20 protein-coding genes and 1 pseudogene are annotated in these 22,896 nt (G+C 62.6%); 5 read left to right on the top strand and 16 right to left on the bottom strand.

The genetic code is table 11. The features are described 5' to 3' along the window. The first annotated feature begins 30 nt into the window (after positions 1 to 30). Complete coding sequence (locus HWX62_RS04275) at positions 31 to 1,152, top strand: DUF2827 domain-containing protein (protein WP_175930391.1); 1,122 nt, start codon at positions 31 to 33, stop codon at positions 1,150 to 1,152. Between the two features lie 42 nt (positions 1,153 to 1,194). Here HWX62_RS04275 and HWX62_RS04270 read toward each other — a convergent pair. The 7 genes and pseudogenes from HWX62_RS04270 to HWX62_RS04240 form a co-directional block, all read right to left on the bottom strand. After that, a pseudogene (locus tag HWX62_RS04270) lies at positions 1,195 to 1,758 on the bottom strand (DUF3443 family protein); the annotation flags it as partial. A 190-nt stretch (positions 1,759 to 1,948) separates the two neighbouring features. Next, on the bottom strand, positions 1,949 to 2,761 hold the full coding sequence (locus tag HWX62_RS04265) for a response regulator (RefSeq protein ID WP_175930392.1): 813 nt from the start codon (positions 2,759 to 2,761) through the stop codon (positions 1,949 to 1,951). Positions 2,762 to 3,067: 306 nt separating this feature from the next. After that, positions 3,068 to 3,793: an OmpW family outer membrane protein gene (locus HWX62_RS04260; RefSeq protein ID WP_175930393.1), complete on the bottom strand. Its 726-nt coding sequence runs from the start codon at positions 3,791 to 3,793 to the stop codon at positions 3,068 to 3,070. Between the two features lie 213 nt (positions 3,794 to 4,006). Further along, the gene (locus HWX62_RS04255; RefSeq protein WP_175930394.1) at positions 4,007 to 5,968 is read right to left on the bottom strand and encodes an acyl-CoA synthetase; all 1,962 of its coding nucleotides are present in this window, start codon (positions 5,966 to 5,968) and stop codon (positions 4,007 to 4,009) included. Then, positions 5,965 to 6,921, bottom strand: coding sequence for a fumarylacetoacetate hydrolase family protein (locus HWX62_RS04250; RefSeq protein WP_175930395.1), 957 nt, complete (start codon positions 6,919 to 6,921; stop codon positions 5,965 to 5,967). The genes HWX62_RS04255 and HWX62_RS04250 overlap by 4 nt, the downstream gene beginning before the upstream one ends. Positions 6,922 to 6,957: 36 nt before the next feature. Then, on the bottom strand, positions 6,958 to 8,028 hold the full coding sequence (locus HWX62_RS04245; RefSeq protein WP_175930396.1) for a VOC family protein: 1,071 nt from the start codon (positions 8,026 to 8,028) through the stop codon (positions 6,958 to 6,960). Positions 8,029 to 8,035: 7 nt separating this feature from the next. Further along, on the bottom strand, positions 8,036 to 9,730 hold the full coding sequence (locus HWX62_RS04240) for a bifunctional 3-(3-hydroxy-phenyl)propionate/3-hydroxycinnamic acid hydroxylase (protein ID WP_244135957.1): 1,695 nt from the start codon (positions 9,728 to 9,730) through the stop codon (positions 8,036 to 8,038). A 118-nt stretch (positions 9,731 to 9,848) separates the two neighbouring features. Here HWX62_RS04240 and HWX62_RS04235 point away from each other — a divergent pair, with 118 nt between their 5' ends. Continuing rightward, a complete protein-coding gene (locus HWX62_RS04235) occupies positions 9,849 to 10,628 on the top strand; it encodes a TetR/AcrR family transcriptional regulator (protein ID WP_175930397.1) in 780 nt (259 codons plus the stop codon). 252 nt (positions 10,629 to 10,880) lie between these two features. On the opposite strand, the gene HWX62_RS04230 is transcribed toward HWX62_RS04235, so the two are convergent. Both HWX62_RS04230 and HWX62_RS04225 read right to left on the bottom strand, forming a co-directional pair. Then, positions 10,881 to 12,140 carry an MFS transporter gene (locus HWX62_RS04230; RefSeq protein ID WP_175930398.1) on the bottom strand — a complete coding sequence of 420 codons (1,260 nt, stop codon included), beginning with the start codon at positions 12,138 to 12,140 and terminating at the stop codon, positions 10,881 to 10,883. A 6-nt stretch (positions 12,141 to 12,146) separates the two neighbouring features. Then, a complete protein-coding gene (locus HWX62_RS04225; RefSeq protein WP_244135956.1) occupies positions 12,147 to 12,521 on the bottom strand; it encodes a 2OG-Fe dioxygenase family protein in 375 nt (124 codons plus the stop codon). 1,003 nt (positions 12,522 to 13,524) lie between these two features. On the opposite strand from HWX62_RS04225, the gene HWX62_RS04220 reads away from it, so the two are divergent. The 3 genes from HWX62_RS04220 (at position 13,525) to HWX62_RS04210 (ending at position 15,743) form a co-directional block, all read left to right on the top strand. Continuing rightward, positions 13,525 to 14,343: a hypothetical protein gene (locus tag HWX62_RS04220; protein ID WP_175930399.1), complete on the top strand. Its 819-nt coding sequence runs from the start codon at positions 13,525 to 13,527 to the stop codon at positions 14,341 to 14,343. A gap of 425 nt (positions 14,344 to 14,768) precedes the next feature. Beyond that, on the top strand, positions 14,769 to 15,386 hold the full coding sequence (locus tag HWX62_RS04215; protein ID WP_175930400.1) for a LysE family translocator: 618 nt from the start codon (positions 14,769 to 14,771) through the stop codon (positions 15,384 to 15,386). A gap of 108 nt (positions 15,387 to 15,494) precedes the next feature. Next, positions 15,495 to 15,743, top strand: coding sequence for a hypothetical protein (locus tag HWX62_RS04210; RefSeq protein WP_175930401.1), 249 nt, complete (start codon positions 15,495 to 15,497; stop codon positions 15,741 to 15,743). A 132-nt stretch (positions 15,744 to 15,875) separates the two neighbouring features. Here the strand turns inward: HWX62_RS04210 and HWX62_RS04205 are convergent, their stop codons facing one another. The 7 genes from HWX62_RS04205 to pobA form a co-directional block, all read right to left on the bottom strand. Further along, the gene (locus tag HWX62_RS04205) at positions 15,876 to 17,234 is read right to left on the bottom strand and encodes an MFS transporter (protein WP_175930402.1); all 1,359 of its coding nucleotides are present in this window, start codon (positions 17,232 to 17,234) and stop codon (positions 15,876 to 15,878) included. 196 nt (positions 17,235 to 17,430) lie between these two features. Then, complete coding sequence (gene pcaC, locus HWX62_RS04200; RefSeq protein ID WP_040138995.1) at positions 17,431 to 17,817, bottom strand: 4-carboxymuconolactone decarboxylase; 387 nt, start codon at positions 17,815 to 17,817, stop codon at positions 17,431 to 17,433. Positions 17,818 to 17,827: 10 nt separating this feature from the next. Beyond that, the gene (gene pcaD, locus HWX62_RS04195) at positions 17,828 to 18,613 is read right to left on the bottom strand and encodes a 3-oxoadipate enol-lactonase (RefSeq protein ID WP_175930403.1); all 786 of its coding nucleotides are present in this window, start codon (positions 18,611 to 18,613) and stop codon (positions 17,828 to 17,830) included. Between the two features lie 16 nt (positions 18,614 to 18,629). After that, positions 18,630 to 19,988 (bottom strand): 3-carboxy-cis,cis-muconate cycloisomerase, encoded by a 1,359-nt coding sequence (locus HWX62_RS04190; RefSeq protein WP_175930404.1) that lies wholly within the window; start codon positions 19,986 to 19,988, stop codon positions 18,630 to 18,632. Positions 19,989 to 20,076: 88 nt separating this feature from the next. Further along, on the bottom strand, positions 20,077 to 20,733 hold the full coding sequence (locus HWX62_RS04185) for a CoA transferase subunit B (RefSeq protein WP_175930405.1): 657 nt from the start codon (positions 20,731 to 20,733) through the stop codon (positions 20,077 to 20,079). A gap of 69 nt (positions 20,734 to 20,802) precedes the next feature. After that, the gene (locus tag HWX62_RS04180; RefSeq protein ID WP_175930406.1) at positions 20,803 to 21,519 is read right to left on the bottom strand and encodes a 3-oxoacid CoA-transferase subunit A; all 717 of its coding nucleotides are present in this window, start codon (positions 21,517 to 21,519) and stop codon (positions 20,803 to 20,805) included. 142 nt (positions 21,520 to 21,661) lie between these two features. Then, positions 21,662 to 22,894: a 4-hydroxybenzoate 3-monooxygenase gene (pobA, locus tag HWX62_RS04175; RefSeq protein ID WP_175930407.1), complete on the bottom strand. Its 1,233-nt coding sequence runs from the start codon at positions 22,892 to 22,894 to the stop codon at positions 21,662 to 21,664. Positions 22,895 to 22,896 lie beyond the last annotated feature (2 nt).

Below are 22,896 nucleotides of genomic sequence, written 5' to 3'. Positions count from 1 at the left end.
TCGCACCTTGACGCGCATACCGGAGACCCCATGCGTTCCGCACGATCACTCAGAATCGGCATCACAATCGGCCTGCACCATGCCACGGAGAGCCTTTGGGTCAACGGCATCAAGCAGAACGCCCTGTACCTGATGAAGCTCTTTCAGCATTCGCCGCTCGGACATCGGGTCACGCTCGTCAACACGACGAGCGTCAAGGTCTCGTCCGACCTTCCGTGGGATCTCGGGCAGTTTCCGGCGTGCTCCTTCGACGACGCGAAAGATTCGCTCGATGTGCTGATCGAGCTCGGCGGGCAAATCGATCGACAACAAACCGCGTATCTGCAGGCACGCGGCACGAAAGTCGTGAGCTACTGTTGCGGTCCGGAATACGTGCACATGATGCAGGCGATGATTTTCGGCAGACGGCATGCTGAAACGGTGTTCATCAACCAACGTTACGACCAGGTGTGGATCATCCCGCAAGTCGCCGAGACCAGCGCCGGTTTCTTCAGCGTACTGCGGCGCCAGCCGGTTCGCGAGGTACCGTTCGTCTGGGATCCGATCTGCGTGGAAGAACGATCGGCCGCGCTCCCGCATCGCGGCGAATATCGTCCGACCGGGCAACCGAAGCGGTTGTCCGTCATGGAGCCGAATATCGACGTCACCAAGTTCTGCCTCTACCCGATCCTGATCGCGGAATTGGGTTACCGGAAGCTCGGCGCAAAAATTGCCTACGTGCACGCGACGAACACCGAGCATCTTGCGAAAGGCAGCCCCGAATTCATCGGTATCGCGCATCACCTCGATCTTGTGCGGGATTCGAAAATAAGCTTCGTCGGCTACCACAATACGCCTCAGTTCCTTTCGGAATTCACCGACATCGTCGTCTCCCATCAATCGGGGCTGGCATTGAATTATTTCTATTTCGACGTGTGCTGGAACGGTTACGCACTCGTCCACAACGCCGACCTCTGCCGCGAGCTGGGCTACTTTTACACTGAAAACGATGTCGAGGAAGGTTGTCGGCAGCTCGAGCGAGCCGTCGAAGTTCATGACGCGAGCTGGCAAGACTATCGAAATCAGCAACGAGAAAGGATCGGGCGGTTTTTGTCGACCAATCCGAAGCAGATCGAAGCGTATGACAGGTTGCTTGTCGGGCTTTTTGAGTGAAATCCACGATCTGCCGCGGGCTGTGGGCTTCTTCTCGATGCCTCAGTATGCGATGTAAGGCGCAGAGCCGCCGTCCGCCGAACGATCCAGGCCAAAATAGATGGTCCGACCGTAAAAGTAGGGCAACCCGAGATCGAGCCAAGAGGACGATCCGAAGTGCCCTGCGACGTCATTGAATGCATAGGTTGAAGTTCTTGAGAACAGCGTATCGGCGTTTGCAACGGATAGGGAAATCATGCTCGCCGTGCCGTCGAGCCCGACCAGCGTCGCGGCATACGTGGTCGTCGTCGACGGGCAATAGAATTGCGGGTTCTTCGTACAGGTAATCTGCGACGAGTCGTCGAAAAAATTCGCGTTTGATCCAGTATCGAAGAACGCGGCGACCGTTCTGGAGAGAAACGCCCCCGGCACATCGCCTGTCGCCGTCGACATCAGCTTCGTGGTGGCACCGAACGCATTGTTGCTTCGCGTGCCGATGCCAAAAATCAACGAGCCCGTCGCGCTTTCCCGGCCGTCTTCCGAAATCTGCGGCATTTGTACGATCACGCCGTTGTTGTCTGCGGCAAACCGGCCGACAGGATTGCCGATCTGTTGCGATAGCGGGACCCGTCGAATGCCTATTCGAATACTCCGTAACGTCGATGTCATATTCATCATCCGCACCTGGTTTGGTCATATTCGACATTAACGTTAGTGATCCTGCTTATTTCGACCGCGCCATGCTGGTCCATCTGGACAACCTCACATCCACCACGCGGTTACTCGACCCGAGGCGATTTCTACCTGCGCGTATCGTCTAGTCCGGAGCGTCCATCCCCTTCGTACCCTGCTTCCTCCGCCATTCCGACGGTGTGGTGCCGAATCGTTCTCGAAATGCTGTCGCGAAATTGCCAGCCGTTGAAAACCCGATCTCTTGCGCGATGGACTCGATGCTCATCGAGGTCGTCGCGAGAAACTGCATCGCCGCGTGCAGTCGTGACTCACGCAGATATCCGAATACGGACCGGCCGAGATGTCGACGGAAGGCGCGGGATAGTCGCTTTTCGTGCGTACCGACAAGCGCGGCGAGATCCTCGAGCGCCGGCGGATTGCGGAAATCGCGCAACAAGATTTCGCTCGCGGCGCGCACCAGCGCCGCATCGGGCGTGTCGGGAAGATCGGGCACGGTCCGTTCAGTGTGAACGCTGCGGGCGTACCTCAAGTGATTGCGGATACGCATGATCACTTCGATCGGTTCGAACGGCTTCGCAATGTAGTCGATCGCGCCTGTCGTGAGCCCCTCGATGCGATATTCGACATCGTAGGCGGCGGTCAGGATGACGATCGGAATGGTTCGTGTGGATGGGGTCGCGGCCAGAAGCCGGCAGGCGGCAAATCCGTCCATGCGTGGCATGCGGATGTCCATCAGGATAAGATCCGGCGCAATCGCTTGTGCGCGGTGATAGACCTGCAATCCATCGAACGCGATGCTGATCCGGCAACCGGCGGTACGCAGGATCTCCAGGAGTAGCCGAAGTTCATCCGGCCGATCGTCCGCGACGAGAATGTGCGCCCCGTCGAGATCGGGCACTGAATGAGGCGCTGTCGGTCCTGGCAAGCGCGTAGGCATGATCGAGAACGGTCCGGGAAGATTGGATCGAGCGCCGACTCTGTACAAACTGACTGCTCCTCAGATCACCCGTCTTGAGCCGTCTCTCGCCGTTGCCGGGCTCACGCCGCAAGTTCGCGCCGCCGCGCAGCCCTGCAACGGGTCCCTGCCCGTCGAAGGGCTGCGTGATACGTGCGCGCCATCGGCAAAAAAACACTCGGTACCACCATGACTCATCGAGTCAATGACATTTGAATCATGAATGATAAATTTGTCAATTCATGTGGTCGAACATATCCTCGGAACGGGTTCAATCACGGCTGCGGTTCAGAATCGGTATCCGACCGAAAGGAACGTCACGATCGGATTGACCCGGAATTTGCTGGTGCTCGTAACCGTGCCGACGGATGACCGGGTCGTCAGCGTGGCGCGTGTCGATACCCACGAATACGCCACCGATGCGTTGATCGACCAGTGAGAATCGATGTTGTAGGTCAGGCCGCCATTCACGACGGGCGCAAAGGATTTGCTGAGCGACACCGATGTCGGCCCCTCGAGCGCTGTCCCGACGGTCGGCGAGAAATAGATCTGGCCAGTGGAAACGGGGTTGCTGAGCTTGACGTTGCTGAACCACGTATAGGTGACACCGGCGCCCAGATACGGCCTGAACCGTGCATTCGGCTGGCCGAAGTAGTAGTTGAAGATGAGCGCCGGACTCCAGGCCCGCGCGGTCCCCAGCTCGCCGAAGCCGCTGAGCGTACCTGTGCCGTTCAAGTGCCATGTCGGCGGAAACCCCATGATCGTCGTCGCCGCGATGTGATCGGTCACGAAGTAGGTTGCGGTCAGTCCGAACGTATCGCCGCTTGCGATGTCCGCACCACTGCCGGTCATCACTTGCGACTGGCCGAGCGCATTGACGGTGAGCGGATCCGCCGCCCCCTGCGGGGCAAAGTGAGACCAGCCGGCGTTGATTACCCACTGCCCGGCTGATTGCGCATGCGCGCCGGAGATGGCCGCGAACAGTACGACGGTTGCTGCACTCATTCGTTTCATGATTGTCTCCAGATTTTGGTGTTGGTGTTCAAGCATCGTGAAACCTGCCTTCATCCCCGTGCGCCAGACGTGACTCGCGGGCTGTTCCTGCGCTTATGAAGCGCGACGCCAGAAGCGTCGGGTGCTGCTTCGTTAATCGAGTCCTTCTTTTAATAACTTCGGATTCCCAAATTATTTTCATACTTCAACCTCGAACGTTCCGGGAATCGACGATCACTGAGGTCCGGGCTCGACCGAAGTTGAAAAGGCAAACGGGAAGCGGCCCATCACCGTATTGGTCTTGGCCATCTGCGCGCGATCGCTCAGCGCCACGTGCAAGGCGAGCCCACACGACGAGTCGTCCACCATGCTCACTCGAGCACCCTCGACGCCGGCATCCTTCAGCGCGGAGATCAGCGCATCGAGCGTCTCCCGTCGTTTGAGTTCGGGCTTGAAGATCTTGCCGACCGCCGTGAGCGGCATCGCCTCGACGATATGAATCCGCTTCGGTATCGCCGCACGCTCGCCGATCGAGCCGCGTATGAACGTGTCGAGCTCCGTCTCGGTTGCCGTTGCGCCGGCTTTCAACTGCACGTAGGCGACCGGCAGCTCGCCGGCATGCACGTCGGGACGTCCGATTGCCGCGGCGATCTGCACTGCCGGGTGACGGTGCAGCGGTTCTTCGATCGTCGCCGGATCGATGTTGTGACCGCCCCGGATGATGAGCTCCTTGCGGCGGCCCGTGAGCCAGAAGTAGCCCTGTGCATCGCGTCGCGCGAGATCCCCGGTGTTGAGCCACTGCCGGCCGTCGCCGAGCTCGAGCCATAAGCCCTTGTTCTGATCTTCCTGAAGATAGCCCGCGAACACGTTCGGCCCGGAAATCGTCAGCACACCGACTTCGTTCTCGACGCAATCGCGCACGTAGCGGCCCGCGTCGTCGAGTATCACCGTCTTCATCATCTGGCCGGGAATGCGCAAGCCGATCGAACCGAGACGCCGTTCGCCGCCTGGCGGATTGACGCTGCTGACGCATGCGCCCTCGGTGAGCCCGTATCCTTCGAGGATCCGGACTCCGGTGCGATCCTGGAACGTGCGGAATACTTCCACGGGCATCGGCGCAGCACCGCAGAGCCCATACTCGAGCGAGTCGATGTTCCGGCCGTCGACGGGCACGTCGAGCAATGCCGAATACAAGGTCGGCACCGCGCTGAAGAAATTGATCCGGTGGTGCTCGACGATTTCCCAGAATCGTTTGACGACGCCGTCGCCGCGATAGCCCTGGGGCGTGCCCAGCACCACATGCGCGCCGCGCGAGAACGGCACCAGGCCGGTTGCCAGCACGGCATTGACATGGAACAGCGGCAGCCCGCAGAAAACGGTCTTCCCCGGCCCCATCCCGGCACCGACGACCTGGCCGACGCTCCAGGCGTTGGCCACCTCGTTGCCGTGCCGGCGAACCGCGATTTTCGGCAATCCCGTCGTGCCGCCCGTGCAGAAGTAGGACGATACGTCGTCGGCTTCGAAACGCCGCGGGCTCAGCAGCGAATCGCCGGATTCACGCGACATCGCACGGTCGAAATCATGGATCTCGATGTGGCGCGGAACGGCGCCGCGTACGCCCGCGCGCCCGTGCAACCGTTTGCATTCGCGACGCTGCATCACGCGCGCCGCCATTCGGCGCCACCCTTGCACGCGCTCTGCCAGGTCGATCAGGACGAGGCTTTGCAGCGACGGTACCTGGCCCAGGATGGGTTGGATCTTCGACCAGATATCGGTTCCCGGAAAGGGCGCCAGCGTCACCAGCACTTTTGCGTTCGCGGCCTTGAGCAACGATGCGATTGCCGGCGCTTCCAGCAACGGATTGATCGCGCATACGATCCCGGCCGCTTCGCCTCCCCAGATGACGAAATGCGTCTCCGGCAAGTTCGGCAGCACGTAGGCGACCACCGAGCGGCGATCGATGCCGAGGCGCGAAAACATGTTGGCGGCCCGGGTGATGTCCCGCAGAAGCTCGGCATAGGTCCAGCGCAATGGCTTGCGATGATCGTCGGCGCGCAGGAAAAACGACAAGGCCGGCGCGGTCGGATCGATCGCCGCGCCACGGCCGATCATCTCGTAGGTGCTGGCCGGGAGGTCGGCGGGCGGCCCCTGGTTCTCGATCCGAAGCACGTCCGCTTCGGTTGCGATGGCGTTCATGCGAGCTCGTCCACGATTCGGTTGCGTTGCACACCGAGGTCGATCGCCCCGTCGCGGCTCCGGATCCGTGATTCGACCAGATCCCCGGCCTTCAGGTACTGCGGGCGCGCGGCCTGAACCTTCGTGAAGATCCGCCACTTCATGTGCTCGGGCAGCAATGCGGCAATCCGCTGCTTCGCCGGCGACGGAATGCTGAGCGCGCATCCGGACGGCGTACCCGTTGCAAGCAAGTCACCGGCGTTCAGATCCTGAACACCCGACAGCTCGGTGAGCGTCTCGGCCGGACCGTACACGAGGTTCCCGGTCGAATCGCTCTGCCGCACTTCCCCGTTCACGGTCAGTGTCAGTGTCAGCGCGCGCAGCCGCGCGATATCGCCTGCCTCCAGCAGGCACAGATACGGTCCCACCGGCCCGAACGTCCGATAGCTTTTCCCCTTGTAAAACTGCATCTGGGGAATCTGGATATCGCGCGCGGAATAGTCGTTGACGATCACGAGGCCGGCCACGTACTCGTGCAGGTTCTTGTCCGTGATCGCTTGCCGGGACGTGATATCGCGGCGAAGCACGAGCCCCAGTTCGATCTCGTAGTCCAGAAACTGCACATGTCGCGGCCGGATGACGTCGGAATCGGCGGCGACGATGCAGCTGGTCGCCTTCGTGAAGATCATGTTGAATGACTTCGCGTCCGGATTCATGCCGGACTCGATCATGTGCTGGCGATAATTGGCGCCCTGGCAAACGAACCGTTGATTGCGCGTGACCGGCGACAGCCACTCGACGTCCGACTCGGGAATCGTGTCTCCGCCGAGCGCGGCGAGTTCATCGATCCGATGCGCGCGCACGAACTCGCCCGTCGTCGGGTAGTCGCCCGGTATCGGTGTGATCCGGTGATGCCTCACCACGCCCCATTGGGTGCGCCCCTGATGCCGGTAGTGCAAGACGTGCAATGCCATGAAGATGCCTCGAACAGGTCTGAGTGGAGATGAAGCTCACGCAAACAGTTTCGCGAGCGTGCGCAGCTTCGCGAACGTGACATCCGGACTGGTCCGGAGGTTTCGGATGAGCGATGCGATGCTTGCCGCGGTGATCTTCGGTTTGGTGAAGCTGCGCGGCATCGGGGGGCCCCACTGCGACATCGCTTCACGGCTGACTTCGTGGATGCCCGTCGCCACGTCTGCCGTGAACATGTCCCCATCGCAATAGTGTTCGTGCTTGTCGCCCCAGGGGTCCTGCCAATAGTCGAAGACCTGGCTGCCGAGAATGTGGCGGCCCATCCCCCATGCGTGCGTCCATCCTTTTTCGGTCAGCACGCGTTGCCCGACCCCCACGGCGTCCGCGTCGACCACCTCGAATGCCGAGTGGCTGTAGAGCGCCGCGAATCCCTGAGCCAACGCCAGCGTATGGTGATCCGCGGGCGTCGCGCCGCGATCGAGTCGCAAGAACGCGACGGCGGGCGATCCATCCGGCAATACCTGCACGTCGCTCGGGATGAAGCCGAAGTGAGACGTGTACCACGCGCAGGTCGCCTGGAAATCGGCGAGTTCGAGCACGACATGACCGAGGCGAATCACTTCCGGCGCCTCCAGCGGCGGACGCTGGGTATCGTTCACGCGAACGATGGAATCGGGCGAGTTGAACGGTAACGCCGACCGGTGCGGCAGGGCGCCGGCCGGCGCTTGGCCCGCGACTGCGTCCACACGAAAACCCGATGGATCGACGAGCGTGACGCGATACCCGCCGCCGGGCCACGGTGACGGCTCCACGTCCGACGCGCCCGGCACGTCGGCAAGCTTTCGCAGTGCGTCGATGCCGTCAACTTCCAGCCCGAAGCCGACGAAGCGGCTTTTTTCAGCCCGGCGGACGACGTAGCAGAACGGTGTGGCGGCCGTGCCCCGGAGGAACAGATATTCGGCGTCACGGCATACCGTCCGCAGGCCGAAGTCGTTGAGAAATCGTTCGGCCCGTTCTGGATCGGGGCGCTCGAACATCAAATAGGAAAGCGCCCGAGCCTTCGTCGTCGGCCGGGGACTCCGTGCGGGTTGTGCAGTAGTGAGCTTCATGGGGGCCTCAGGAAATCGGCTGGGCAACGTGACCGGATAGCGACGACAACGAGGTACGCGCGCCAAGCAATCGCAGGGATTCGAGAACGAGGCGCGTCGAGTCGGCCACCGGGCCTTCGTGCAGGACCGTCTTGTCCGGCCGAATCACGGCCGCCCAGCCAAACCGCACGACACCCGGCATGAACGTGCCGTCCAGGTCCTCCCATCCATCGTTCTCCATGCGATGAAGGCGCTGCCCGCGGTGCACGACCTGCACCACGACGCCGCCCGCCGCGATCAGCGCGGCGCGCGCGCCGGCGTCGAGCGCAACGCCTGGATCCCGTCCGAACCCGATCAGCGCGAGACCGCTACCGAATACGTCGTCGCTCAGGCGAATCGACCCATCGTGCTTGCGCAGCCACCCCTGCGGAAGCGCTGCGCCGCGCACGAGCCGCGTGGACGAAGAGCCGGGGACGAACAAGCCCCTCCGAAACGCATTCTTCGGCTTGATCCCGAGTTCGTCGAAGTGATTCCGTAGCGGCGGAACGAGCCGCGTCAGTCGCATCAGACCATGCGTGAACAACGCGATCCCGGCGTTTCGCGGCATCACGAGCTTGCCCATGAATTTCGCGACACCGATCATCGCCTTGGCGTGCGGTCGGCGCTCCTGATCGTAGGAGTCCAGAATTTTCGGGGCGGCGTGGCCTTTGACGACCCACGCCAGTTTCCAGCCGAGATTCGCGGCATCGCGCAGGCCGGCGACGAGCCCTTGGCCGACGAACGGCGGCGTGATATGGGCGGCGTCGCCCGCGAGAAAAACGCGCCCTTTGCTGAACGTCGTGACGGTTCGGGCATGAAAACGGTACACGGCCTTGCGTTCGATCACCATGTCCTCGATGCCGCCCCACGGCGCGAGCAGTTCGCGGATGCGTTCGTCGGATTCCATCTCCTCTCGCGTCTCGTCGGGATGGAGCATGAACTCCCAACGCTCGCGCCCACCGGGAGCAGTCATATGAGGCGTCGGCCGCCGGTGGTCGCAGAGGAACTCGACATGGTCGATGGGTCGGCGCACGTTTCGCGCATCGACGATCAACCAGTCTTCCGCGAACGTCTTGCCCTTGAAATCCTGTCCGATCAACTGGCGCACCATCGAGCTGGCACCGTCGGCACCGACGACGTAGCGAGCGCGCACGACGTGCGGCGCACCCTGCCCGCTGTCGAGCGTGGCGACGACGTGATCGGCGTGCTCGTCGAGCGAGACGAGCGTTACGCCGAGCGCCATTCCGGCGGTGCGCTGCGCGGTCAGTCGGGCACGCAAGCATCGCTCGAGGTCCGGTTGATAGAACGTCACGAGCTTCGGATGGCCATCGACGCTCCCGAGCGTATTGATACGCCCGAATTCGCCGAACCACGGCGAGCGCATCCGGACGTACGGAATCGCCACCGTATCGAGGTCGGCTTCGTTCACCCCGATGTACTGCAGGATGCGAAGCGCGTCGTTGTCGAGCGCGATCGCACGCGGCGCCATGAAGATCTCCGCCGCCCGGTCGACGACAAGCACACGCACGCCGTCCCGGCCAAGAAGCGCGCCGATCGCCGCGCCGACGGGGCCGCAGCCCACCACAAGCACGTCGACATCCGACGGCAAGTCGCGGCCGCCGGAAGCGCTCGCGTCGTCGTTGCCTTCACGGACGCCCGACTCGCGCGTCAGTTTTGTCTCCACCACCGTTCTGCCTCCAATTCTTCAGACTGGCCACTGCCGGCCGTCTTGATGACATTAAAGTCATAACTGATAATTTTGTCAATTTTGACGTTCGAACGTATACTCGAACACCGAAACCATGCGCACGCCGATGCCCAACACTTCTTCCCGTCGCACCAGAACACCGTCGCCGGCCGTCTCGAACGGGCAAGCGCCGTCGAGCCCCGAGGTTCGCGAGCCGCGGGGCGCGCGCCGCAAGCGCGAGACGCGCGCGCGATTGCTGGATGCCGCCTTTGTACTCATGGCGCAAAAGGGGATGGAAGGCGTCGCGATCAATGAAATTACGGAAGCCGCGGACGTGGGTTTCGGCTCGTTCTATAACCACTTCGAATCGAAAGAAGCGATTCATGCTGCGGTTCTGGAAATCGTCTTCGAAGAGTTCGCGGATACCCTGGACCGCATCGCAGGCGACCTGACCGACCCGGCCGAGATCATTTCGGTGTCGCTGCGCCATACGTTGCTGCGAGCCAGAAGCGAGCCGGTCTGGGGACAATTTCTCCTGCGCGAAGGGTTGTCCATGCGAGCGCTCAGCCGTGGTCTCGGGCCCCGGTTGTTGAGGGATATTCAGAAAGGGATCCTGGCCGGGAGATTCTCTGCCAGCGACCCGCTGATGAGCGTAATCACGGTCGGAGGGGCGGTACTGACGGCCATTGCGATCGAACTGCGATTCGATGCGGACGAGAAGCCGGTTACCGACATGTTGAACATGATCGGGTACAGTCAGAATGGCTTTGCCGAGCGTGCAGCTTCATCCCTTTTGCAGACGCTGGGTGTGCCGCGAGCTGAAGCGGTCGAGATTGCGAATCGCCCGTTGCCGCCCGCTGTAACGTCTGCGCTCAACGAATCGCCGCAACGTTGACGATCCATCGTTCGCCTGTGATAGGCAGAACCCTGCCGGGTACCCGCGTAACGCTGACGACCGTCGTCACGCTATGCCGGCCGCGCAGCGCGGTGGCATGCAGGCTCATGACCTCACCGACGGCAGGGCACCGGCGGAAGCCTCTTTGATTGTTCGACGCTCATTGTTCGACGTTCTCGCTCGTCGGCCCGTTGCGGGCGCTCGGAGAAGATGTCTCGGGTCGCCTTAACGAACCAGAGAACACATCCGGAATCAGTCGACCTGCCCGACCGCTGCCCCCTGCGCCAGCCGTCTTTTGACGCCCACGAACGCCAGGCCGGCCAGCGCGACGGAGCCACCATAGAACAGCAGCGCCGTCACGTCCGTTCCGAGCCGGGAGAACACGAACCCGACCGCCAGCATGCCCAATCCGAGGCCGGTGCGCTCGGCAACGTACGAGATACCGATCACGCGATCGCGTGACGCGGCCGGCGTCGACTGCAGGAGCGAATAGTAGATCGTCTCCGTGGCGGCGTCGAAAATGCCCGCCAGCAAGACGAAGCCCAACATGCCCGGCATGCCACGCACCTCGAAGACGCCGAGGAAGCAGGCGAAGGTCAGGATCAGCAACGCGATGAAATACGGCTCGAGCGGCTGGTGGCGCGATTCGAGACGCTCCAGCAAGCGCGGTGTCACTGCCGCGGAAACGAGCCGTCCGACACCCCACACCGCCATCAGCCAGCCGTACAGAAACGCGGGCTGATTCGGGTCGAACAGTTGCGACCTGATCGGGAAGCCGACATTGTGCGTACCGGAGCCGAACGCTTCGACGAAGCGCGCGCCGATCACGAGCATCACGATGACCGACAGATAGCGCGCCGCCCGTGGCAGTGCGCCGGCCTCGGCCGCAGCGTGCGTCTCCTCGGCCGGTCGATGGCGGCGCGGCATGTTGCCCACCAGCATCAGAAATGCGATGGCGGAGATCGCGAACGTGATCGAATCGATCAGGAATACGCTCTTGTAGGCCAGGTACTGCGTGATCACCGATGCGAGCAGGCTACCCCCGACCACCGACACCCCATCGGTCGCACTGAGGACCGCATTGAAACGATGCCGGCCCTCCTGCCCGACCATTTCCGGCACCTCGGACATGATGGACACCCGGTAGATCCCCTGGAAAAGGCCGATGAAGAACGGCACGAAATAGATGAGCGACGCGTCGGCGGCACGCGACGAAATCGCCAGCACGCCAATCGCCAGTGCACTGCCCGCTTCCGCGGCGAAGATCAGGGTACGGCGGGAGAACCGGCTCAGCCGCGGCACCGCGGCGCCGCCCGCCACCGCACCCAGCAGGCGCGACGCCATCGTCAGGCCGAGCAGCGCGGCGGAGCCCGTGACCTCGAGCGCATAGGTCGCCAGAACGATGCTGATCATCGTCGAACTGATGTCCGAGATCGTCTTGAACGACAACCAGACGTACAACTGCGCCAACGAAGACGAAGCGCGTTTTTCTAGAACCAGCTCGGATTTCATGGCAGCTCATCTCGCTGAGGAAAAGGAAATCAGCAACATGTCCCGGAACGCGAGTTCGTCCGGGTTGGCTTGCTGAACGGCATTGGCACTGTGGTACAGCACGGCATCGTTCACGATCACGGTATCGAGGAAATCCGTCAGCGGCCGTGCGAACAAGGGGACGGTGGAAACTTTCGACGCGTGGATCTCCGATACGACCGGCCGGATATTGCGACTGTCGATGAAATGCATGAAGACCCATTCCAACCCGTCCTGGTGAATCCCCGATGTGGTCGGACTGACCTCACCTTGTTCCGCAATGATCCGGAACAGATGGACATCGATCTTGTACTCCCGCCCCGCAACCAGCCGCTCCCCGAGGATGGCCAATATGTGGCTCATGTCATCGCAGGCATGCCACTTAAGACGAACGCAGTTGGAGGAGACCTGGCCGAGTTACGCCCTTCATAGCTTAGCGTCAGCCGTTCGCGCTCCCCGCTCCTGCCTCTACCGATAAGCGTTCGAAGTGAAGTGGCGGTTGAGTGCCCTCAGTGCGACAACAACGACACGATGATGTCGATCTAACATATAACAACTGTGGGCTCTCAGAAAAGGTGTCTTTGGCCCCCTAGACAAATCAAGGACTTGGACACATTTTCTGAGAAAATCGCATTGCGCCCATCTCAGAAAAGATGTCCCTGGGCCGTAAATTCTCAGAAAAATTGTCTTTGCGAACATCGCGCCCCGGCCCAGGTATCTCGCCCCCTGACGACAAGGCTCATCGCCGTTAGCTTGAGTCCTGCATCTTTTGCGCGACATCGTTAGGATAGTGAACTGCTCGCAACTATCGACGAAATGCCGGAATCAAAGTGATGGTGAGCACGATATGGCCTCAACCAAGGTGGGAACCAGGATTCCCTGAGCATGAATTTTGGATCGTGACTACTTGATGTCAGCTCCTCTGCAGCCCAAGCCACATCAAACCTCCACATGAACACAATATGCATCACTCACCAATATCAGACTAAAAATCACTTTTCTTGATATTCATATCACAACAAAGATCGGCTGCTGCATATCGACATTTGCCATTGGCACATCAAATCTAAAGTTATTCTTCTTCCCGCCGATATCAGGAACGGGCATCACACCCCAAAACACGACAACCCATCAACAATTGAATCAATTGATGCAGAATAGCGAAAAATCAAAAAATCCCAAACCTGTCGACAACAATCCACGCCCATCTCCGAGTCGACGTGAAAGTTTTCGGGACTTATTAAAGAGAGTATCCGTATGCATTGTGATGCTGGCGGTATTGACGACTTTAATTCCAGCCAGTTGGCGAACCGTATACCTCACCACAAGCCTAATATTACTAATTCCGACCATCAGCATAAGAATCTTGCAGATCAATTATCCCGGGAGATTCTTATTTTCCAATATTATAAACATCTCACTAAGTTGGTATGAAGGGCTCAGTCGCCATCAGCAACTGTACCTTAACGTTGTACTGTGCATTCCATTCCTGATCTATATCTACTTGCTGGATCCCAAAACGCTGTTCGTCCCACTTCTATTTTTGTTCTACACATACTGTCTCGGCGTAGCAACATATGATATTTGTCGAATATACGTCTCACTTTCCAGCACCTTGATTGGAAAAGGCCTTATTGCGATTGCATTTGCCATTGGCTCCAATCTCGCCTTTAGCATCTCAGGAAAAGTCATCGGTGAATTGACGCACGTTCCAGCTTCGACATTCCCGCACACCCTGTCATTTCTCGCGATCTTCACCATTCCCTTCCTGTTTGTGGCCGCCGGGGCAATCTATGTGCCACTATCCATAATCCTCACCCCAGCCGCGATATACATCTCAAAATTCATGAATGACTCGCCACGAATCACGAAATGGATTTTAGGCATTGAAATTAAAAGCGAAAAATACCGCTACATGATTGCGACGGTTATTTTCCAAACAATCTTCTATTCCGTGATTGGAGCCGTTACACCAAAAATTTTTCTGCACGCTCTCGGCGAGAACAATCCAAGAATAGAATGGCTCATTGGTAACTCGATATACGAGCTTGATATGTACCCAGGTGTAGAGTGCAAGATGCCATCCAATTATCGAACGGCGTCCTTAGGTGATGAGAATTATGTCACGGCCGCAAAAGGAGTCACCGGAGTGAAGTTCGAACTTCCAAGGAAATGCGCTCTTTAGTCAAAGTTGGCCAAGCGCCCAAATAAGGCATGAGGATTTTTTACTAAGCAGAAGACATAGGCGTCGTAGATGCATAAATTTACGTATTCTCCATTGCGAAATCGGCGCCTACCTCCGTCTAATCGCCCGTCAACGCGAAGTCGCGAGGTCGATCAAATCTCGTCGGCCATCATACCGATAGAGGCAAACGAAGGCCATCCTGCGGCTGGGCGTCCACGACGCTTATCTCAGATTCACTTCTCAAATCCTCAAACACAACATATTAAGACTGCAGACAGCTTTTCTGAGAACCCACAAACAACAACGCTCGCCCCTTTCCCCCGTCCCCGTACCGGCAATCGTCAATCCAACTGTACCGGTACTGTACAGAAAACCACCGCTACACTGATCTCCATCCCAGCCTAGAACCGAATGGAGACTCCGCGATGGAATTCCTGACCCTCAGCGCGCTGCCCGCCGGCATGCTGTTCGCGCTCGTCACGACGATCACGCCCGGCCCGAACAACACGATGTTGCTCGCATCCGGCGTCAACTTCGGGTTCCGCCGCACGATGCCGCACCTGTTCGGCATCAGCATCGGCGTCGCGATCCTGATGCTCTGCGTCGGCTTCGGCCTCGGCGAAGCGTTCAAGCGCCTGCCGCTGCTGTACACGATCCTCGAAGCCGCGAGCGTCGCGTACCTGCTGTACCTCGCGTGGCGCATCGGCACGTCGGGCGAAGTGAAGGCGCACGGCGCCAAGCCTCGGCCGATGACGTTCATCGAAGCCGCCGCGTTCCAGTGGGTCAACCCGAAAGCGTGGATGATGGTGCTGACCGCCGCGACGACGATCCGCCTGTCCGCCGACTATGGAATGAATGCCACGTGGATGGCCATCTTGTTCATCCTGATCGGCTTTCCATGTATCAGCCTGTGGGCGGCATTCGGTCTCGGCCTGCGGCGCTTCCTGTCGAATCCGCGCGCGCTGCGCATCTTCAACGTGACGATGGCCGTGCTGCTGATCCTGTCGCTGTACCCGCTCATTGCACACCTGCTGCCGCAGTAAGCGCTCACCAGCGCGCCCGTTGAGCTTCACGTGATGCAGGCGTACCCTTTCGGTACGGGCGCGTGCAACCGCTTCGGCGGTTGCGCCGCTGCTGCATGGAGATTGCCGATGAAGCCAATGCTGAGAACGGGCGAGCACATCGAAGGCATGCACTGGATCGCCGAATATCACCCGCTCACGCACGATATCCGCGTGCTGCGCGAGAACGTCGAAGTCGGCACTTACTGCGCGCCGCCGACGCTGTTCGGCGACGAGGAAGGAATGGGCGCCGCGAACCACGACGATCATCGCGGCCAGGAAGCCGCGCTGCGCGCGTATCTGCGCAACTTCGTCAAGGAACACGACGCGGAGGAGTAGCCGTGCGGCGGGCGGAATGTCGACGGGCCGCGAAGGCGGCCCGGTCTGTCGTCGTGCGCCGGTCGGCCTGCTTGCGACCGGCCCGACCCGGTCATGCGCCGGGCCGGCGCACCGCACCGGCCCACACGCCGCTCAATGCCCGAGCGACTCGATCTTGCCTGCCGGCTGCGCCACACCATGCGGCCGCGCCATCTGTTTGATCAGCAGCGCGACACAGGCGAGCACGCCCGCGACGGCGATCGTCGCGAACACCCCCGCGAACGAGAAGTGCCGGCGCGTCAATTCGGCGACGAGGAACGACCCCGCAATCCCGCCGAAACGGCCGACGCCGAGCATCCACGCGACACCCGTGCCGCGCCCTTCGGTCGGATAGAACGCGGCGGCCAGCGCCGGCATCGACGATTGCGCGGTGTTCATCAGCACGCCGGCCACGAACACGACCAGCACCAGCAGCCCGACGTTGCCGGCCGCCTGCCCGATCGCATACACGCTCACCGCCGTCAGCGCGTAGCACACGGCGATCACGCGGTTCGCGTTGAAGCGGTCCATCAGCACGCCGCACAGCACGGCGCCCACGCCGCCGAGCGGGAACAGCGCGGAGATCAGCGTCGCGCTCTTCGGCGTCAGGCCCGCATCCTTCAGCAGGATCGGCATCCAGTTGATCGACGCGTAGAAGATCACGAGGCCCATGAAGTACGCGAGCCACAGCATCACCGAGCCGACGATGTACGAGCGCGACAGCACGACGCCGAGGCCCTTGCCGCCGGTCTGCGGCGCGGCTTCGGTCAGCGCGAACGAGCCGGCGTTCAGCGCGTCGCGGGAGATGCGCGCGAGCGTGGCGCGGATCTTGTCGACGGACTGGCCGGTCGCGACCATGAAGCGCACCGATTCCGGCATCTTCAACAGCAACAACACGCCGAGCAGCTGCGGCGTCACGCCGCCGAGCACCAGCACGCTGCGCCAACCGAAATGCGGAATCATCCACGCGGCCAGGAAACCACCACATGCGGCGCCGAGCGGAAAACCGCAGAACATCAGGTTGATCACGGTCGCGCGGCGCTTGTCCGGGCAGAATTCACCCATCATCGTGACCGCGTTCGGCATCGCCGCGCCGAGCCCGACGCCGGTGATGAAACGCAGAATGGTCAGGTGGCCGATCGTGTTCGAGAACGCGGACATCAGGCACGCGACGCCGAACAGGAACACCGAGCCGAGCAACAGCGAGCGGCGGCCGAGCCGGTCGGACAGCGGGCCCGACACGAGTGCGCCGCACGCAAGGCCGAACAGCGCGGCGCTCAACACGGGGGCGAGATCGGGCTTGGTGAGGTTCCATTCTCCCAGCAACGACGGTGCGATGAAGCCGATCGCGGCCGTATCGAAGCCATCGAGCAGCACGATCACGAAACACATGAGGAACACGAGCCACTGAAAGCCGCCGAACGGCTGCTCGTTGATGAAGGTCTGGACATCGACCACGGGGGTGCGATTCATCGCTAGTCTCCTTGTCGGCCGAATTGGGCGCGTCAGCGCGTGCTCCGGCCCGATCCAACATTGATATATGCAACAAGCGCGGCCCTGTGGCCGCGCCCTTCCTTCGTTCGCGCACCGATTCGCTGCCGGTGCGCTCGTGCATCGTCAACCGCCCGCCAGCATCGGCGATGCGGCGCTGGCGGACTACCGCCGGCACTCAGGCGGCCGCATCCTGTTCCTTGAAGATCTTGTCCGCGAGATGGAACGCGGAATTCGCGGCCGGCACGCCGCAGTAGATCGCGGTCTGCAGCAGCACTTCCTTGATCTCGTCGCGCGTCACGCCGTTGTTGCGCGCGGCGCGCAGGTGCAGCGCCAGTTCCTCGCCGCGGTTCAGCGCGACCATCATCGCGATGGTCAGCAGGCTGCGCGTATGGCGCGGCAGCCCGTCGCGCGTCCAGATCTCGCCCCATGCATAGCGCGTGATCAGGTTCTGGAATTCCTCCGTCACCTCGGTGCGGTTCTCGATCGAACGATCGACGTGCGCGTCGCCGAGCACCGCGCGACGCACCTTCATCCCTGCTTCATAACGTTGCTGGTCGTCCATCGCCGGTCCCTCACGCAGTCAGGAAATCGAGCAGCGCACGGTTGAAACCGTCGGTGCACTCGATGTTCGAAATATGCGCGGCGTCGAATTCGACGTGACGCGCACCGGGAATCGCGGCAGCGAGCGCACGGCCCTGATCGGGCGGCGTCGACATGTCCTTCGCACCGGTCACGACGAGCACCGGCAACGCGATGCCCTTCACTTCCTCGCGCAGGTCGGCCGCGTTCAGTGCGTCGCAGTTCGCCGCATAGCCGTCCTTGTCGGTATGCACGAAGGTGTCGCGGATCGCATCGAACAGGCGCGGCTCGCGTTCGACGAATGCGTCGGTGAACCAGCGCGGCAGCACGGCGTCGGCGAGCGCGGCCATGCCTTCGGCGCGCGCCTTCTGCGCACGCGGCGCCCACACTTCCGGCGAGCCGATCTTCGCGGCGGTATTCGACAGCACCGCGCGCACGATGCGCGACGGGTAGCGTGCGGCGAGCGCGGCGCCCGTCAGCCCGCCCATCGAGATGCCGCAGAAATGCGCACGCTCGATGCCGACGTGATCGAGCAGGCCGATCACGTCGCCCGCCAGTTGGTCGATCGTGTACGAACCGGCCGGCGCATCGGAATGGCCGTGGCCGCGCGTGTCGTAGCGCAGGACGTTGAAGTGCTGCGTGAGCGGGCGGATCTGCGGCGCCCACATCTGCAGGTCGGCGCCGAGCGAGTTCGAGAAGACGAGCCACGGCGCGTCGTCGCGTGCGGCACGGTCGATCCGGTAATGCAGTTTCACGCCGTTGACAGTGGCGAAAGGCATCTCAAGGTTCTCCTGGTTATTGCGCGCCCGCGTGCAGCGCGAGCACGGCGTCGACATAGGCCTGCGCCTCGCCGACGTAATGTGCGGGATCGAGCAGCCGCGCGAGCGCATCGCGCGACAGGTGCGCCGACACGGTCGCGTCGGCGGCGAGCACGTCGAACAGCGTCGTGCCGGTGCGCACGGCTTCCTTCGACGCGTGCTCGACGACGTGGTGCGCGTCGAGCCGGCCGATACGGTCGCCGAGCGCGAGCATCACGGCTTCGCCGAGGATCAGCCCGTGCGTCAGGTCGAGGTTCGCGGCGAGGCGATCGGTATTCACGTCGAGGCCCGCGACGATCTGCGCGATCTGCGCGAGCGCGCCGCCTGTCAGGCGGGCGAGATCGGGCAACGCGTCCCATTCGGCCTGCCAGCCGCCGAGCGCGCGCTCGTGCTCCTGCACCATCCCCGCGAACACGGTCGCGACGAGGTTCGGCGCGCGCACCGCGGCGGTGAGCACGGCCGCGCAGCCGACCGGGTTGCGCTTGTGCGGCATCGTCGACGAGCCGCCCTTGCCGGCAGCCGCCGGTTCGCCGAGTTCGCCGACTTCGGTCTGCATCTGCAGCGACACGTCGCGTGCGATCTTGCCGAGCGTGCCGGTCAGCATCCCGAAGCACGACGCGGCCTCCGCGATGCGGTCGCGCTGCGTATGCCACGGCACCGCGGGCAACGCGAGCTTCAGGTCGGCCGCGAGCGCGGCGCTCACGCCGGCCGCGTGTTCGCGCAGGCTCGCGAGCGTGCCGGCCGCGCCGCCGAACTGCAGCACGAGCGCGCGTTCGCGCAACTCGGCGAAACGCGCGCGATGACGCAGCAGTGCATCGAGCCACTGCGCGAATTTGAGGCCGAGCGTGATCGGCAGCGCCTGCTGCAGCCACGTGCGGCCGATCATCGGCGTCGCGCGATGCGTGCGCGCGAGCGCCGCGAGCGACGCACAGGCTTCGTCGAGCATCGGTTCGAGTACGTCGAGCGTGTCGCGCAGCTGCAGCACGGTCGCGGTATCGATGATGTCCTGGCTCGTCGCACCCCAGTGCACGAACTTCGCGGCCTCGGGGTCGTCGGCCTTCACTTGCGCGGTGAGCTGCTTGACGAGCGGAATCGCGAGATTGCCGCCGAGCGCCGCGCCGTGCGCGAGCGCATCGGCGTCGAGCCGGCCGGCGTCGCACGCGCGCTCGATCGGCGCGACCGCGGCGGAGGGGATCACCTGCTGCGCGGCGAGCGCGCGCGCAAGCGCGGCCTCGACGTCGAGCATGCGCTGGATCGTCGCGCGGGGCGACCAGATCCGGTTGAGCGGCTCGGTGCCGCAGATCAGGGAGGTCAGGCGGGCGCTGTCTTCGAGCATGGCATCGGAATGGGGAAACGGCGTGCGCCTATTGTCTACCCAAGCGTGCCGGCGTGCGCTCGAATGCGCGCACCGGCATGCTTGCCGTTCAGGCGGCGGCCTTCTGCGTCGCGTCGATCAGCGGCACGCCGGTCAGCGTCTGCAGCTCGTCGAACGACAGGTCGGTAAAGATTTCGCTCACCGCGAGGCCGTCGGCCGTCACGTCGAGCACGGCGAGATCCGTATAGATACGGCTCACGCATTGCACGCCGGTGACCGGATACGAGCACTGCGCAACGATCTTGCTCTCGCCCTGCTTCGTCAGGTGCTCCATCATCACGAACACCTGCTTCGCGCCGATCGCGAGGTCCATCGCGCCGCCGACGGCCGGGATCGCGTCGGGCGCGCCCGTATGCCAGTTCGCGAGGTCGCCGTTCGCGGACACCTGGAACGCGCCGAGCACGCAGTAGTCGAGGTGGCCGCCGCGCATCATCGCGAACGAATCCGAGTGGTGGAAATACGCGCCGCCGGTGAGCAGCGTCACATGCTGCTTGCCGGCGTTGATGAGTTCGTCGTCTTCCTGGCCGGGCGCGGGCGCCGGGCCCATGCCGAGCAGGCCGTTCTCGCTGTGCAGGAAGATTTCCTTGCTCGGGTCGAGGTGGTTCGCCACCAGCGTCGGCACGCCGATGCCGAGGTTCACATACGCGCCTTCGGGGATGTCCTGGGCGACGCGCTTGGCCATTTCATCGCGGGTCAGTCGTTTCATGTCGGTTTCCTGTCGATCGGAGTCGGCGCTTCAGCGCTTGCTCCGGTCCCATATGAAGTTCCAGGCGGGTCAGGCGGCTTGCGATGCAGCGTGTTCGGCGGCCAGCTCGGCCGCGTGCGCGGCCTGCGGCACTTCGACGATCCGCTGCACGAAAATGCCCGGCGTCACGATGTGCTCCGGGTTCAGCGCGCCGAGCGGCACGACTTCCGACACCTGGACGATCGCGACCTTCGCGGCGCTCGCCATGATCGGCCCGAAGTTGCGCGCGGTCTTGCGATACACGAGATTGCCCCAGCGATCGCCCTTGTACGCCTTCACGAGCGCGAAATCGGCGTGGATCGGCGTCTCGAACACGTACGGCTTGCCGTCGATCACGCGCGTTTCCTTGCCTTCCGCCAGCTTGGTGCCATAGCCCGTCGGCGTGAAGAAACCGCCGATGCCGGCGCCCGCCGCGCGGATCCGCTCCGCGAGGTTGCCCTGCGGCACGAGCTCCAGCTCGATCTCGCCCGCGCGGTACAGCGCGTCGAACACCTGCGAGTCGCTCTGGCGCGGGAACGAGCAGATGATCTTGCGCACCTTCTTCGCCTTCAGCAGCGCCGCGAGGCCCGTCTCGCCGTTGCCCGCGTTGTTGTTGACGATCGTCAGGTCGCGCGCGCCCTGCTCGATCAGCGCGTCGATCAGCTCGGACGGCATGCCGGCCGTGCCGAAGCCGCCGATCATGATTGTCGCGCCATCGTGGATGTCGGCAACCGCCGACTGAAGCGATTCGAAAATCTTGTTGACCATGTCTCTTCCTGATGCGAACCCGCGGCTCGTGCGCGGCCTGTCGAGGGGACACGCGCGTGCCGCGTGCCGCACCGGGGCCGATGTCGAACCCGGCATTTGTTCGCCAATCGAACCTAGATTCGATTAGCGAACGATGGGCCGATCATAGAGTCGCGCACAGCGCGTTGTCAAGGCGGGTTCCCTCGGGGGCCGTCGCGTCGTCGAACGGCAAGCCGACGTAGTTTTCGGCGAGCGACTGCGCGGCGGCCCGCGAACGCGTCACGTATTTCAGCTCGGCAAACTTCAGGCGATTGACGAACGGCGAATCGTCCGGCGACGCATGCAGCATGTTCGTCATGAAGTACGAGAAGTGCTCGGCGCGCCACACGCGTTCGAGACAGGTCGCCGAATAGCGCTCGAGCGGCGTCGCGTCGCCCGTCCGGTAGCGCGCGCCGAGCGCGCGGGACAGCGCGCGGACGTCGGCCACCGCGAGATTCATGCCCTTCGCGCCGGTCGGCGGCACGATGTGCGCGGCGTCGCCGGCGAGGAACAGACGCCCGTGCTGCATCGTCTCCGACACGAAGCTGCGCATCGGCGTCACGCTCTTCTGCGTGATCCGGCCCTCGGTCGGCGTCCAGCCGGTGTCGTTCGAGAAGCGCGTGTGCAGTTCGTCCCAGATCCGCGCGTCGGACCATTCGGCGAGGTCTTCATCCGGCTTGCACTGCAGGTACAGACGCGTGACCGTCGGCGAGCGCATCGAGAACAGCGCGAAACCGTTGTCGTGATGCGCGTACACGAGCTCATCGAGCGACGGCGCCGCGTCGGCGAGGATGCCGAGCCACGCGAACGGGTAGACGCGCTCGAACGTCTTCAGCCGCTCGGCGGGAATCGTCTGGCGCGCGATGCCGTGGAAGCCGTCGCAACCGGCGATGTAATCGCAGTCGATGCGGTCGGCGCGGCCGTCCGCGTGCTTGAACGTGACGAACGGGTGCGCGCTTTCGACGTCGTGCAGCGCGACGTCGCTGACTTCGAAGTGCATTTGATGACCGTGCTCGACGCCGGCCGCGATCAGGTCGCGCACGACTTCGTGCTGGCTGTAGACGGTGATCGCGCGCCCGCCCGTCAGTCCGGACAGGTCGATGCGATGGCGCTGGCCATCGAACAGCAGCTCGATGCCGTGATGTTCGAGCCCTTCGCGACGCATCCGGTCGCCCAGGCCCGCTTCGTTCAGCGTGTCGACCGTGCCTTGCTCGAGCACGCCGGCGCGGATGCGGTTCTCGCAATATTCGCGCGAACGCGCTTCGACGAGGATGGAATCGACGCCTTGCAGGCGCAGCAGGTGGGACAGCAGAAGGCCGGACGGACCGGCGCCGATGATCGCGACTTGGGTGCGCATTG

It is taken from the genome of Burkholderia sp. BCC0506 (genome assembly GCF_902833145.1).
Taxonomy (GTDB): domain Bacteria; phylum Pseudomonadota; class Gammaproteobacteria; order Burkholderiales; family Burkholderiaceae; genus Burkholderia.
Note: the sequence above shows the minus strand (reverse complement) of the source record. Positions and strands in the feature narration are given on the sequence as shown.

Bases quoted from the DNA above. Each gene is read 5' to 3' on its own strand.
- HWX62_RS04275 (WP_175930391.1), top strand. From the start codon at position 31: ATGCGTTCCGCACGATCACTCAGAATCGGCATCACAATCGGCCTGCAC.
- HWX62_RS04265 (WP_175930392.1), bottom strand. From the start codon at position 2,761: ATGCCTACGCGCTTGCCAGGACCGACAGCGCCTCATTCAGTGCCCGAT.
- HWX62_RS04260 (WP_175930393.1), bottom strand. From the start codon at position 3,793: ATGAAACGAATGAGTGCAGCAACCGTCGTACTGTTCGCGGCCATCTCC.
- HWX62_RS04255 (WP_175930394.1), bottom strand. From the start codon at position 5,968: ATGAACGCCATCGCAACCGAAGCGGACGTGCTTCGGATCGAGAACCAG.
- HWX62_RS04250 (WP_175930395.1), bottom strand. From the start codon at position 6,921: ATGGCATTGCACGTCTTGCACTACCGGCATCAGGGGCGCACCCAATGG.
- HWX62_RS04245 (WP_175930396.1), bottom strand. From the start codon at position 8,028: ATGAAGCTCACTACTGCACAACCCGCACGGAGTCCCCGGCCGACGACG.
- HWX62_RS04235 (WP_175930397.1), top strand. From the start codon at position 9,849: ATGCGCACGCCGATGCCCAACACTTCTTCCCGTCGCACCAGAACACCG.
- HWX62_RS04230 (WP_175930398.1), bottom strand. From the start codon at position 12,140: ATGAAATCCGAGCTGGTTCTAGAAAAACGCGCTTCGTCTTCGTTGGCG.
- HWX62_RS04225 (WP_244135956.1), bottom strand. From the start codon at position 12,521: ATGAGCCACATATTGGCCATCCTCGGGGAGCGGCTGGTTGCGGGGCGG.
- HWX62_RS04215 (WP_175930400.1), top strand. From the start codon at position 14,769: ATGGAATTCCTGACCCTCAGCGCGCTGCCCGCCGGCATGCTGTTCGCG.
- HWX62_RS04210 (WP_175930401.1), top strand. From the start codon at position 15,495: ATGAAGCCAATGCTGAGAACGGGCGAGCACATCGAAGGCATGCACTGG.
- HWX62_RS04205 (WP_175930402.1), bottom strand. From the start codon at position 17,234: ATGAATCGCACCCCCGTGGTCGATGTCCAGACCTTCATCAACGAGCAG.
- pcaC (WP_040138995.1), bottom strand. From the start codon at position 17,817: ATGGACGACCAGCAACGTTATGAAGCAGGGATGAAGGTGCGTCGCGCG.
- pcaD (WP_175930403.1), bottom strand. From the start codon at position 18,613: ATGCCTTTCGCCACTGTCAACGGCGTGAAACTGCATTACCGGATCGAC.
- HWX62_RS04190 (WP_175930404.1), bottom strand. From the start codon at position 19,988: ATGCTCGAAGACAGCGCCCGCCTGACCTCCCTGATCTGCGGCACCGAG.
- HWX62_RS04185 (WP_175930405.1), bottom strand. From the start codon at position 20,733: ATGAAACGACTGACCCGCGATGAAATGGCCAAGCGCGTCGCCCAGGAC.
- HWX62_RS04180 (WP_175930406.1), bottom strand. From the start codon at position 21,519: ATGGTCAACAAGATTTTCGAATCGCTTCAGTCGGCGGTTGCCGACATC.
- pobA (WP_175930407.1), bottom strand. From the start codon at position 22,894: ATGCGCACCCAAGTCGCGATCATCGGCGCCGGTCCGTCCGGCCTTCTG.